General features: G+C 39.5%; 10 protein-coding genes and 1 tRNA gene. 8 read left to right on the top strand and 3 right to left on the bottom strand.

Annotated features, from left to right (window positions below):
* The first annotated feature begins 72 nt into the window (after positions 1–72).
* Both WDB87_RS04660 and WDB87_RS04655 read left to right on the top strand, forming a co-directional pair.
* Entirely contained in the window at positions 73–1,146 is a 1,074-nt protein-coding gene (locus tag WDB87_RS04660; protein WP_286247392.1) for a sensor histidine kinase, read from the top strand.
* Positions 1,143–1,967, top strand: coding sequence for a LytR/AlgR family response regulator transcription factor (locus WDB87_RS04655; protein WP_286247393.1), 825 nt, complete (start codon positions 1,143–1,145; stop codon positions 1,965–1,967). Before WDB87_RS04660 ends, WDB87_RS04655 begins: the two co-directional genes overlap by 4 nt.
* Before the next feature lie 269 nt (positions 1,968–2,236).
* Here the strand turns inward: WDB87_RS04655 and pyk are convergent, their stop codons facing one another.
* Positions 2,237–3,673 (bottom strand): pyruvate kinase, encoded by a 1,437-nt coding sequence (pyk, locus tag WDB87_RS04650; RefSeq protein WP_286247394.1) that lies wholly within the window; start codon positions 3,671–3,673, stop codon positions 2,237–2,239.
* Between the two features lie 384 nt (positions 3,674–4,057).
* Here pyk and gndA point away from each other — a divergent pair, with 384 nt between their 5' ends.
* Entirely contained in the window at positions 4,058–5,431 is a 1,374-nt protein-coding gene (gene gndA / locus WDB87_RS04645; RefSeq protein ID WP_286247395.1) for an NADP-dependent phosphogluconate dehydrogenase, read from the top strand.
* 63 nt (positions 5,432–5,494) lie between these two features.
* Here the strand turns inward: gndA and ansA are convergent, their stop codons facing one another.
* On the bottom strand, positions 5,495–6,505 hold the full coding sequence (ansA, locus tag WDB87_RS04640; RefSeq protein WP_337849213.1) for an asparaginase: 1,011 nt from the start codon (positions 6,503–6,505) through the stop codon (positions 5,495–5,497).
* 82 nt (positions 6,506–6,587) lie between these two features.
* The gene (sppA, locus tag WDB87_RS04635; protein WP_337849212.1) at positions 6,588–8,453 is read right to left on the bottom strand and encodes a signal peptide peptidase SppA; all 1,866 of its coding nucleotides are present in this window, start codon (positions 8,451–8,453) and stop codon (positions 6,588–6,590) included.
* Positions 8,454–8,673: 220 nt separating this feature from the next.
* Between sppA and WDB87_RS04630 the strand changes: the two genes are divergently transcribed.
* From WDB87_RS04630 to WDB87_RS04610, 5 genes are all read left to right on the top strand, one after another.
* Positions 8,674–10,635, top strand: a complete 1,962-nt coding sequence (locus WDB87_RS04630; protein ID WP_337849211.1) for an NADPH-dependent 2,4-dienoyl-CoA reductase — start codon at positions 8,674–8,676, stop codon at positions 10,633–10,635.
* A 93-nt stretch (positions 10,636–10,728) separates the two neighbouring features.
* Positions 10,729–11,412, top strand: coding sequence for an HvfX family Cu-binding RiPP maturation protein (locus WDB87_RS04625; RefSeq protein ID WP_286247402.1), 684 nt, complete (start codon positions 10,729–10,731; stop codon positions 11,410–11,412).
* Between the two features lie 241 nt (positions 11,413–11,653).
* Positions 11,654–12,202, top strand: a complete 549-nt coding sequence (locus WDB87_RS04620; protein WP_337849210.1) for an NAD(P)H nitroreductase — start codon at positions 11,654–11,656, stop codon at positions 12,200–12,202.
* Positions 12,203–12,405: 203 nt separating this feature from the next.
* Positions 12,406–12,783 (top strand): hypothetical protein, encoded by a 378-nt coding sequence (locus WDB87_RS04615; protein WP_024034084.1) that lies wholly within the window; start codon positions 12,406–12,408, stop codon positions 12,781–12,783.
* Positions 12,784–12,911: 128 nt separating this feature from the next.
* Positions 12,912–13,002 (top strand) — tRNA-Ser (locus tag WDB87_RS04610).
* Positions 13,003–13,010 lie beyond the last annotated feature (8 nt).

The following is a 13,010-nucleotide window of genomic DNA, read 5'->3' as shown; positions in this document are numbered from 1 at the left end:
ACAAAACCAGTGGTTAAATTACCTAACGGAATTTTAACTTATTGGCTAACTTATACGGAGTTGTATTTTATTTTGAATTGGCAATCTTTGGTTGATAACAGGCAACGCTTTTTTTGGCTATTGCAAATTGCTGGCTGGATTGGTTATGCGCTTGTAAATTATATCGGCTCTAAAGTATTTGAAATGCGTGATATTTACGTATTCGTTATATTATTAAATGCCTATGCTGGTTGTTTAATGACAGTTCCACTTCGTTATATTTACAGAAAAACTTGGAATGCATCACCATGGGTATTAATGGTGGTTGTATTTGGTGCCTCGTACATTACAGGTACGTTGTGGGCAATTGTACAAAAATTTAATTTATGGGAAATATACCGCCATGGTTACCGCCCAGAAGATTGGTTTTACTATTTACAGCATGGTTTAGACTCTGTTTACATAATTTTATGTTGGAGTGGCTTATACTTTGGCATAAAGTATTATCAGCTATTACAGAGTGAGCGACAAAAAGCGCTTAAAGCAACTACAATGGCCCATGAAGCACAATTAAAAATGCTCAGATACCAACTTAACCCGCATTTTTTATTTAATACCCTCAATGCTATTTCTACATTAGTTTTGGTAAAAGAAAACAAAGATGCTAACTTAATGGTAGCAAGGTTAAGCGACTTTTTGCGTTATACACTAAATACTGACCCCATTAAAAAAGTGCCTTTAGAGCAAGAGCTACACGCATTAATGCTGTATTTAGAAATTGAGCGAGTTAGATTTGATGAGCGTTTAAAAGTAAATGTAGATGTTAGCGAGCAAGCAAAAGAGGCACTTGTGCCGAGCTTAATTTTGCAACCGATAATTGAGAACGCAATTAAATACGCCATTGCGCATATGTCACAAGGCGGTGTGATAGATATAAAAGCACAGGTTTTTGCCAACGAGCTACTACTAGAAGTAGGTGATAATGGACCCGGTACCGAACTAATAGACGGACAACTTGTAAATGCACAAGGGGTAGGGGTGGCAAATACCAAAGACAGATTAAAAACGCTCTATGAAAATAATTATTCGTTTGTATTATCACATAATACGCCAAGTGGATTGAAAGTTAATCTGCGAGTACCGTTTGAGAAGGCTGTGAAGAAATGACTAAAATTAAAACCATCATTGTTGATGATGAACCATTAGCAAGAAAGGGCTTAGCAGTAAGACTTGAAGAATATACTGATATAGAAGTCATTAAACTGTGTAGTTCAGGCTCTGATGCAATAGAAGCATGCAAAGAGCACGCAATAGACTTAGTTTTTTTAGATATACAAATGCCAGGAATGAATGGCTTTGAAGTTGCCCGTGCCTTAAGCGAAAGCACTAAAGCGTTACCCGCGATTGTGTTTGTTACTGCGTTTGATCAATTTGCAGTAAAGGCATTTGAAATACATGCTTTGGATTACATTTTAAAACCCGTTGACGATAACAGACTAAAACAGGCGGTAGAAAAAGTGCATAGTTACTTAAAAACACAGCAAGACAACGCCCATAAGAAAAAACTAGCGAGTTTTGTTGCCGGTATTACAGGTAATAACTGTGAAGAAATTCTTAAAAAATTAGCCACAGGCGATACCCTAACTGATAAACGTTACCCAGAATCACTGGCGGTAAAAGAGCAGGGTGAAATTATTCGTGTCCCGGTTGCAACAATTCAATGGGTTGATGCCGCAGGAGATTATATGTGTTTACATTGCCAAGATGGGCAAACACATATTTTGCGTAAAACAATGAAAGAGCTTGAGCAAGAGCTCGACCCACATTTGTTTGTGCGAGTTCATCGCAGTGCAATTGTAAATACCAAACAAATAAGCAAGCTGGTTACACAAGTAAGTGGTGAGTATTTATTAGTGCTTGAAAATGGACAAGAGCTTAAAGTAAGCCGAAGCTACCGCGATAAAGTAAAAGCAGCGCTAGCTAGCTAGTTTGATGTTTTATACCAATCAACAATAATACTTAATCATTTTTTTGGGGATAAACGTGTCGCTATCTGCGTTAAAAATTTCTCATTTACGACTGCATGGATGCAGAAGGTAGAGCAATGCAGGAGCAATTGCCGAGAACAACTAAATAGCGAATTTTTTGCTGTGCTATCAACACGTTCATCCATCCTCAAAATACATCACTTAATTATGCGGATTGGTATTTATAAAAAATGCGAGCTTTAGCTCGCATTTTTTATATAAGGCAGAAATTACGCTACAGTTACAATTTTCATTGTGTTAGTTGCGCCCACAGTTTCCATTGAGTCACCGTGAGTAATAATGACTGTATCGCCAGACTGTAATGAACCTTGTGCAACAAGGGTATCAAGTGCAGCTTTTACCATGCCGTCTTTTTCAGTTTTTGTTGAATCAAAAAATACAGGGTAAACACCACGATAAAGCGCTGTTTGGCCTAGCGTGCTTGCATGGCGTGAAAGCGAGTAAATAGGTAAACCAGAGCTGATACGCGACATAAGTTTAGCGGTGCTACCTGACTCAGTTAAGGTAACAATTGCTTTAACCGAATCTAAGTGGTTAGCAGCGTACATAGCTGAAAGCGCGATAGATTCTGCATTGTTAGAAAAACGGCTGTCTAAACGGTGCTTAGATACGTGGGTTTCTTTTTGCGATTCTGCACCTAAACAAACACGTGCCATTGTCGCTACCGTTTCTTCAGGGTAATCACCAGCAGCGGTTTCTGCTGAAAGCATAACGGCATCAGTACCATCAAGTACTGCGTTTGCTACATCCATAACTTCTGCGCGTGTTGGCATTGGGTTATCGATCATCGATTCCATCATTTGTGTTGCGGTTACAACAGTACGGTTTAATGAACGAGCGCGACGAATAATGAGTTTTTGTTTACCCATTAGTGCAGCATCACCAATTTCAACACCTAAATCACCACGAGCAACCATTACAGCGTCTGATGCTAAAACGATATCATCTACTGCTTCTTGTGTTTCTACGGCTTCTGCACGTTCAATCTTTGCAAGTAGTTGTGCTTTAGAGCCTGCAGCTTCTGCTAAAGAGCGTACATAACGCATATCATCGCCACTGCGTGGGAATGATACTGCAATGTAATCAACATCTATTTCAGCTGCAGTGATTAAATCTTCTTTGTCTTTTTCTGTAAACGCAGGGGCCGTTAAACCACCGCCTAAACGGTTAATGCCTTTATTATTTGATAATACACCACCTACCGTAACCGAGCAGTGTACTAAGTGACCTTCTACTTGCTCTACGGTTAGTTGAATAAGGCCATCATTTAATAGTAATAAATCCCCTGGGCTTACATCTTGTGGTAATTCTTTGTAATCAATACCTACCGCATTTACGTCGCCTTCACCTTTTTCCATTTTCGCATCAAGGGTAAATTTTGCGCCTACTGCAAGGTTTACTTTACCTTCTTTAAAGGTAGAAACACGAATTTTAGGGCCCTGAAGGTCTGCAAGTATAGCAACGTGTTTACCTAATTTTTTAGCTATATTGCGTACAGCTTGTGCACGGTCTTTATGATCTTGTGCAACACCATGTGAGAAGTTTAAACGTACTACATTAGCGCCAGCACGAATAATTTTTTCTAAATTGTTATCTCGATCTGTTGCAGGCCCAAGTGTAGCGACTATTTTTGTGCGTCTTAGCATCAAATTCTCCTGTGTGCTTAGATGTGTAAGCAGGTTGACGGTTATTTTGTGACTTCAAAATACTTATAACTTATGTATAAACATTTTTAGTTATAGGCAAACTAGTTAGTATTGCCACTATTTTATACAAAACGAATATGTCATCATTATGACACCGGTGTCAAAATCCGTCAATGATCTTAAATTCAAAATACGCAGAGTATTTGTAACCGCGAAGCCCTTATATTTGATACAATTGCTGTGCTTTTTAATAGCGTAATAAAAAAGCATGCTGTATTAGCTCAACGTTCGCATTTTATGACGGTATGAGTATAATGCACGCGGTATTATTTAATGAATTACTTAGTTTACTAACCAAATAGTTGTTACCGAGGAGGACACTAAATGCAAGTTGCATTAGTCGGGTTAGGCGTTATGGGCAAAAATATTGCCTTAAACATGATTGAAAAAGGCATAACGTTAGTCGCATATGATAAAAACCCACATGCGGGTGAAGAGTTATTAAGTTGTGCTAAATCGCAAGGCATGGCCGATAGACTTCATATTGTTTCTGATTTAGGAGACATGGTAAGGCGTTTAGAAACACCTCGCTCTATTTTATTACTAGTGCCGGCAGGCGAACTGGTTGATGCGGTATGTAATGAGCTTATTGAAGCTGGCGTACAGTGTAATGATATGATTGTAGATTGTGGTAACAGCAACTACAAAGATGGCATTAATCGTAAACTTAAGTATCAAAACAAATTTGAATTTGCCACTATGGGTATTTCTGGCGGTGCAGAAGGCGCACGTCATGGTCCTGCAATGATGGCAAGTGGCTCAGAAGGCGGTTGGGAGCGAATCGAACCGTGGTTTGAAAAAGTAGCCGCTAGCTACAATGGCGAGTCGTGCTTCGCACGCGTGGGTCAATCGGCCAGTGGCCATTTTGTAAAAATGGTTCACAACGGTATTGAATACGCAATTATGCAACTTATTGCAGAGGTGTATCAATTACTGCGTATTGGCACAGGCCGCTCACCAAAAGAAGTGGCTGAAATTTTTGATGACTGGTCTACTGGCCACCTAAATAGTTATTTGCTTGCTATTTCTAGCCATATTTTGTCTCTTGAAAACACCAAGCAAGAGCCGCTTGTTGATTTAATTGATAATAAAGTGGGCGCAAAAGGCACAGGCCTTTGGACTGCGCAAAATGCACTTGAGCTAGGTATTGCTGTTCCTTCTTTGGTAGCCGCAGTACAAGCTCGCCACTTAACCAATGTATGTGATACGACTGCTGCACAAGAAATGACGTATGCTGCTAAAGCTACAAACGAGGTTGATATTGACCTTGAAGAGCTAAAAGATGCATTTACATTAGCGAGTTTATTAGCGTATCGCCAAGGTTTAGCGTTAATTAAAGGGGCGTCTCGTACCCATCAGTGGAAAGTAGACTTAGCTAAAACACTGCAAACATGGCGTGCTGGTTGTATTATTCGTGCTGATTACCTAGATAGCGTAGCGCAAGGCGTTGAATACATTGATACACTTGAAAATGAATCTAATGCGCTTCGTAAAATAACAGGGCAAGCCGTAATGACTGGCTTAGCGTTTCCTGTACTTGCATCAACACAAACATATTTAGCAACATTAACCACGCCAAGTAATGGACATTTAGTACAAGCTCAGCGCGATTACTTTGGTGAGCATGGCATTAAAACTCACTCAGGTGAAGTGTGCCACTTAACAGATTTAGTCGCTATAGACGCAAAAGTAAGATAATTACTGTATTAAAATAATAAAGGCACGCTATTTAGCGTGCCTTTTGCGTTTTGGTTACTAACATTAGCGGCTTAATTCACCGCGTAAATTGTCTTGCATTAAATGGCGAATCGTTTCAATTTCTAAGTTTTGGCTAAACAAATAATGCAGCTTTGTTAAACACGCTTCTAGTGTCATATCGTAGCCACTTATTACACCAATATTTAATAACGCGTTACCCGTAGCGTAGCCGCCCATATTTACATGGCCTTTTAAACATTGCGTTAAATTAACAATAACCATGCCGCGTTTACTTGCCTCACTTAGCACGTCTAAAAAGTCAGGGTCTTGAGGTGCATTACCTACGCCAAAGCTCAGTAATACCAATGCCTTTATATTGTCATTCACCAAACTTTTAACCACATCTTTACTAATGCCTGGGTATAAATAAAGTACACCAATGGGTTGGGGTGTAATGGGGGTGACCTGCAGTTCGTTTTCTACATAAGGACTTAGTTGACCTCTAATTAGCTGAATATTAATACCAGATAACGCTAAAGGCTCTAGGTTAGGAGATGCAAAGGCATTAAAACCATCGGCATGAGCTTTAGTGGCTCGGTTACCTCTAAATAATTGGTTATTAAAAAATAAGCTCACTTCAGCAATTGGGTAATTAGCCGCTAAAAACATGGCGTTTAATAAGTTTACTTGCCCATCTGAGCGTAGCTGCGATAGCGGAATTTGTGAGCCAGTAACTATAACGGGTTTAGTCAGGTTTTCGAACATGAATGACAAAGCGGAGGCCGTGTAAGCCATTGTATCGGTGCCATGAAGTACAACAAAGCCATCGTAATCGTGGTATTTGCTTTTAATATCATCTGCTATAAGTTGCCAATGCGCTGGCGACATATCAGATGAATCAATGAGAGGGCAGTATTCGTGAATATCAAAAAGGGGCATTTCTTCACGGTTAAATTCTGCGTTATTGACCACTGTTTCTGTTAAAAAACCTTCAGCCGGAATATAGCCACGGCTCGATTTTTTCATCCCTATGGTACCGCCTGTGTATGCGATATAAATGCGTTTACGTTTCATAAAAAAAGCCCAGTAAAAAAACTGGGCTTAGTATAACGTTAAGTTGTTTTAAATACAGCTGCTTGAGTAAATACGCGCACGCTTATTGTGCAACGCTACACACTAAACAACGTGCGTATACACCTTGCGGATCGTTATAATCTTTTAAGTCTGCTACTTCACTACTTAAACGCTTTATCACCGTATTAATATTAGCTTGAGTGGCTAAAACAGAGGCTGTATTTGTATTTAAACCAAGCATAGATTTAACGGATGCACTACCAAAAATATCTTGTAGCATTTTTTCTTGCGGGCTTAGGTCTTGCTTAATTGTTTTCACTTCGTAGTGATTAAGCTTTGCAAGTGCTGCAGCGGCATCAATTGCATCTTGTTTATCGCCAAGCTTATCAATTAGGCCAAGCTCTTGCGCTTGTGAAGCAATCCACACACGCCCTTGTGCAATTTTATCAACTTGCTCTGGTGTCATATTACGCGCATCTGCAACCACATTTAAAAAGCGCCCATAAGCTTCTTCAACACTCATTTGAATAACATGTGCCATTTTTTCATTAAGAGGGCGAGTAATAGAAAATCCAGCCATTTCTGTTGTTGCAACACCATCTGAGTAAACACCAATTTCAGATAATGTATCTTCGAACGTCATAAATGTACCAAATACACCAATAGAGCCGGTGATGGTACTTGGTGCTGCCCAAATCTCATTCGCTGCTGATGCAATCCAATAACCGCCAGATGCGGCAACTGAGCTCATTGATGCGATTACAGGTTTGCCAGCGGCTTTAAGTGCTAATACTTCAGCGCGAATAACCTCTGAGGCAAACATGCTTCCGCCACCCGAATCAATACGTAAAACAACCGCTTTTACTTTATCATCAAGGCGAGCTTTGCGAAGTAAAGCTGCGGTAGAATCGCCTCCAATCTCTCCAGCTTTGCGATCACCATCAACAATCGTCCCTTTAGCAACAACTACGGCAACTTTTTCTGTTATGGGGTTATCAAATTCGATAGGGGGCTTAACTACGCTTAAGTACTCACGAAATGACACTTGCTTAAATGTTTTGCCGTCTTCTTGTGCGCCAACTAAATCAATTAGTTGTTGGCGAATTTGCTGAGTTGTTTTAAGCGAGTCGACCCATTGATGGTCAAGTGCATATTTACCTGCATCGCCATTTGCTGCTTTCATTTTAGCAAGGTAAACATCCATGGTTTCGTCAAAGTTAGATTCATCAAAAGGGCGTACCGCAGCAACATCTTGCTTATATTCACTCCACAACGCACCAAGCCAAACACGGTTAGCTTCTTTAGCAGCATCAGACATATCGTTACGAATAAACGGCTCTACTGCCGACTTAAACGTACCGACACGGAAAATATGCTGCGTTACTTTAAGCTTTTCTAGTGCTTCTTTAAAGTAAAGTGGGTACATTCCATAGCCTTCAATGGCTACCGAACCATAAGGGTGCATTGCAATTTCATCGGCATGCGAAGCAATATAATATTGCGATTGGGTGTAATAGTAGCCCGAAGCAATCACTTTTTTACCTGCTTGCTTAAAGGCATCTAACGATTTAGTTATACGCTTTAACTTATTTAAGTGAGCTTTAGGCATTTCTTGCAAATCTAGTAAGATAACGCTGATGCGCTCATCATTCTTGGCTTCATCAATTACTTTGACTACATCGTCAAGTAAAATTTCGCTCGGAGCTTCTGAATTAGATGTTGCATCGTTAATGGCTGCTTCAACAGGGTCTATGTATGTTTTTTCTTCAACAATTGGCCCATTAAGATTAAGCCTAAGTACAGAGCCATCTTCTATCATTATTGTATCGTCATCGCTCGAAAGCGACATAAAAAATACAACAACCAGTAATAAAAACAAAATGTTGAGTATTAAACGACGAGAAAAGTTTATTCCAGTCCAAATACCTCTAAATACCTTTGCTATCAAAATAGCTCCTTAATATTGGTACAGCTAATACATTAGTTCCATCTTAGCCTAGAATAAAAATAATTTTAACTGTTAAATCGTAACGAAGTGTTTATGAGGTTATATAAATATACGTTTTTAATAGTATTTTTAATTAAATGCATGCACATATTGCTTATTACTTGCCATTAAAGCAGAATTAGCTAATGTATACAGGTTAGACCAGTTAACGGGGCACAGGATGTTAGAACAACAACTACAATTAAAACACACACAATTACGAAACCGCTTGGTAATGGGCTCAATGCATACAGGGCTTGAAGAGGGCTGGCATAACCGCAAAAGATTAAGTGCTTTTTATGAAGCACGGGCTAAAGGCGGCACTGCGATGATCATTACCGGGGGCTATAGCCCTAATTTGCGCGGTAAGCTAACGCCAATTTCTTCATCATTTAATAGTTACTATGATGTATTTAAACACCGTGCATACACTGGTGCTGTTCATAAACATGGTGGGAAAATATGTTTACAGCTTTTACATGCCGGTCGATATGCTTATCATCCGTTTAACCAAGCTCCTAGCGCTATTCAAGCGCCAATTAACCCATACAAACCTAAACAAATGTCGTTAAGTTCGATAAAAAAAACGATTAAAGACTTCGCCCATTCTGCTTACATGGCACAGAAGGCCGGTTACGATGGTGTAGAGGTTATGGGCTCTGAAGGTTACTTAATTAATGAATTTATGGCGCCGCACACCAATAAACGCAACGACGAATTTGGTGGTAGCCTAGAAAATAGAATGCGATTAGCGCTTGAAATAGTTAAAGCTGTTAGAGCGAAAGTATCTGATACGTTTTTAATTATTTTTAGATTATCTGTTATGGATCTTATCCCTAATGGCTCAACCCCTGATGAGGTGACTATTCAGGCCAAAGCACTTGAGCAAGCTGGTGTTGATATTTTTAATACCGGCATTGGTTGGCATGAGGCTCGTGTGCCAACAATTGCTAGCATGGTACCGCCTGGAGCATTTAAAGAAGCGTCAAAACGATTAAAGTCAGTGGTGAATGTACCTGTTATAGCTGTAAACCGTATCAATACGCCGGATATAGCCAACCAAATTCTTAATGATGATGAAGCCGATTTAATTTCAATGGCGCGCCCGTTATTGGCTGACCCAGAGTTTTTTAATAAATATCAAAATCAACAAACTAAACAAATAAATATTTGTATTGGCTGTAATCAAGGCTGTTTAGACCACGTATTTAAAAATAAACGTGCAACCTGTTTAGTCAACCCACAAGCTGCCTTTGAACTTGATTATCCGTTAGATAAAGCTTCCAAAGCGAAGAGTGTATTAGTAGTAGGTGCTGGTCCCGCGGGGCTTTCGGCAAGTTGCTATTTGGCTCAAAAAGGGCACACAGTAACGCTTATCGATCAGAAAACACAGATGGGTGGACAGTTTAATTTAGCTATGCAAATACCTGGTAAAGAAGATTTTAATCATACGCTTAGCTACTTTACTAATGAACTTGATAGACTTAACGTAAATGTAGAGCTTGGCAAAGCCTACGATGATTCAATGTTACAAAAATACGATGACATCGTATTTGCTACAGGTGTTCGTCCTCGTGAAGCATCAATTAATTGCAGTGATGGCAAACGCGTATTTGCCTATGATGAAGTGATACGAGGTGAGGTTGAGCTTGGTAAATCAATAGCCATTTTAGGGGCCGGTGGTATTGGTTTTGATATGGTCGCTTTTTTAAGCGAGCACAAATCGCAAACTATTCCTGAGTTTAAAAAGCAATGGGGTATTGAATGCGAGGCACAACCACATAAAGACGAGCGGCAGTTATACATGCTAAAACGCAGTGCAGGTCGCTTTGGCAGTGGGCTTGGGAAAACCACAGGCTGGATACATCGTCAAGTTGCTAAGCAACATGGTGTTAAGCAAATTGCAGATTGCCAATACCATAGCTTTGATAATAATGGCCTAACAATCACTGTTGAAGGTGAAAAACAAGTACTGCCGGTTGATACAGTTATTGCGTGTATAGGGCAGGTTTCTAATAATGAACTGTTAAAAGCGCATGCTGAAAACGCGAATGTACATGTTATTGGTGGTGCTAAACTTGCTGCTGCGATTGATGCTAAACGCGCTATTTTTGAAGCATTACAAATAGCGAGAAGTATTTAAACGATGTAAATAAAATGAAATAGTTTTTTTAATCATGCGGTCTTTACTGTCTATAGTCTATAACTAAATAAACGCTAAACACACAGGATTCGCATGAAGAAACTAACTCACTTTTATCATTCAGTTATTGGTAAACTATCGTTTCTAGATGGTTTACCCGCTTTACTCTTTCGTCTTATTTTAGCCCCAGTTATGATCATTGCTGGTTATAACAAGCTTGCGATAAGTGGCGATACCCAAGGTTTTTTTAATTATTTCTTAGCGTCGCCTGATGTTGTGCAATGGTTTGGAAATAGTGAATGGGGCTTAGGGTTACCATTTCCCGATTTACTGGCTTTTTTGGCTGGGTGGAGTGAGTTTTTAGGCGGTTGGTTTTTATTATTTGGCCTGTTTACTCGTTTAATCAGTATTCCGCTGATGTTTACAATGGTTGTGGCAGCAACAACCGTGCACTGGCACAACGGTTGGTTTGCCATTGCACCGACAAACCCTGACACAAGTGCAGCCCAAGTGCTTGATTGGTTATCTATTCCTGGTGCAAAAGAAAGCCTAGAAAACTCACTTGAAGTGCAAGAGCGAATAGGAAAAATCCGCGGCTTAGTTGAAGAACATGGTTTTCCTGATTACTTATACGAAAAAGGCAAACCATCAATTTTAAATAATGGCATTGAGTTTTCGGCTATTTACTTTGCGATGCTCCTGAGCTTATTTTTTGTCGGTGGCGGCCGCTTTGTAAGCGTTGATTATTGGCTAAAGCGTGCAGTAGTAAAACAGTAGTAAGCAAATAGGTTTAAAAAGGGTGTGTAAATATTTTTTATACGCCCTTTTTGTTATAACTTAGATAAAGCGCATAGCGCCTTCATCTGATTTTTACTGTGGTCTATGAATATGATTCAACGCAGTTAGGGTGTTTAATACGAGAGAATAATTAGGGTTTTAATAAAATTGATAATAAAAGCATAGTTTATTTTTTAAAGGCATAAATGGTACTCTAACGTTTTAATTATGAGAGTACGCTATGGATGCTATTGAGCTTTTACTAACCCGCCAATCAGACGCTAAATTAACCGCCCCAGGACCAAATTCAGAGCAACTCGATATTATCAAACAAGCCGCATTGCGTGTGCCTGATCATGGGTGTATTGCACCATGGCAATTTATAGTTGTAGAAGGTGAAACCCGCGAAAAGCTCGGCGATATATATTATCAAAGCGCAGTGGCCGAACAACAAGAAGAAAAGGTAATTAAACGCGCAAAAGCGCTCCCGCTGCGTGCACCGATGGTGATTATAGCTATTGCTAAGTATCAAGCTCATCCAAAAGTACCGCGTATTGAGCAAGTCCAAAGTGCAGGTTGTAGTGTACTTGCCATGCAACAAGCCGCATTTGCACAAGGTTTGGGGGGAGTATGGCGTACAGGGTATTTTGCACAAAGTGTAGCTGTAAAAAATGCCCTTAATTTAAATGAGCAGGATGAAATAGTTGGGTATTTATATTTAGGTACCCCAGAGGTTGAGTGTAAAAAGACCGCTAAGCATAAACCTGATGACTACTTTAGCTATTTATAATAAATAATGAACTTTAGCGATTTCTCACAGTCATACAGGATTAAGGTTGCTGCTGTTAAGCTTGTACTTTTTGATTTAGCTGTGAGAAGCGCACGGAAGCAATAAAGGTTAACTTTTTCTTCTTCAGTTTGTTTTTTAATCGGTTGTTTTTTGTTAATGTATGGAAAGTCTTAATAAAAATAACGATAAAGAAGACGAAAACGATGGGAAATTTATTTTTACAAGAAAAAGAGAATTGGCTGGCATGGTCAATTTGGGGAATAGTGGGTGCTTTTATTACTCTTTATGTGGCAATGAGCACCAATACGGCACACTTTATAGCTGGATCAGCTATGGGAATGCTTGTTTTATTAACTTGGTGGATGCAGCAGTCTAAGCGGTTTGACTTTGGTCGAGCCTTTAAAATTTGTTTTTATGTATTATTACTCAGTGTATTGCCTGCATTTTTATTTGTGGTTGTCCCAAGTGATGACTTAAACCGTTTTGACTTAATCTTTCAAAGTGTTACATTTTTAGCGCTTAGTTTATTACTGTGCCTAATTTGTTCGTGGATTGCACGCAGGCCAAAGCAATATTACTGATAAGGTAATGTACAACGTAGGTTTTTAGCTATTTGTGGTGTTTTTTTGAACCAAATAGTGTTTTTAGCTAATTATTTACATTTAGGTCTTTACAAGTTGCTCAATACCTCCTATTATTCGCGCCGTACGGAGAGATGGCAGAGTGGTCGAATGCACCGGTCTTGAAAACCGGCATAGGTTTGTAGCCTATCTAGGGTTCAAATCCCTATCTCTCCACCATTACTTAA

The organism is Pseudoalteromonas sp. C12FD-1, assembly GCF_037414265.1.
GTDB lineage: Bacteria > Pseudomonadota > Gammaproteobacteria > Enterobacterales > Alteromonadaceae > Pseudoalteromonas.
This window is presented reverse-complemented; position numbering and strand designations above follow the sequence as displayed.

What these genes read in the sequence shown, in the direction of transcription:
- WDB87_RS04655 (WP_286247393.1), top strand. Translation starts at nt 1,143, where the DNA reads ATGACTAAAATTAAAACCATCATTGTTGATGATGAACCATTAGCAAGA.
- ansA (WP_337849213.1), bottom strand. Translation starts at nt 6,505, where the DNA reads ATGAAACGTAAACGCATTTATATCGCATACACAGGCGGTACCATAGGG.
- WDB87_RS04630 (WP_337849211.1), top strand. Translation starts at nt 8,674, where the DNA reads ATGTTAGAACAACAACTACAATTAAAACACACACAATTACGAAACCGC.
- gndA (WP_286247395.1), top strand. Translation starts at nt 4,058, where the DNA reads ATGCAAGTTGCATTAGTCGGGTTAGGCGTTATGGGCAAAAATATTGCC.
- WDB87_RS04620 (WP_337849210.1), top strand. Translation starts at nt 11,654, where the DNA reads ATGGATGCTATTGAGCTTTTACTAACCCGCCAATCAGACGCTAAATTA.
- WDB87_RS04625 (WP_286247402.1), top strand. Translation starts at nt 10,729, where the DNA reads ATGAAGAAACTAACTCACTTTTATCATTCAGTTATTGGTAAACTATCG.
- pyk (WP_286247394.1), bottom strand. Translation starts at nt 3,673, where the DNA reads ATGCTAAGACGCACAAAAATAGTCGCTACACTTGGGCCTGCAACAGAT.
- WDB87_RS04615 (WP_024034084.1), top strand. Translation starts at nt 12,406, where the DNA reads ATGGGAAATTTATTTTTACAAGAAAAAGAGAATTGGCTGGCATGGTCA.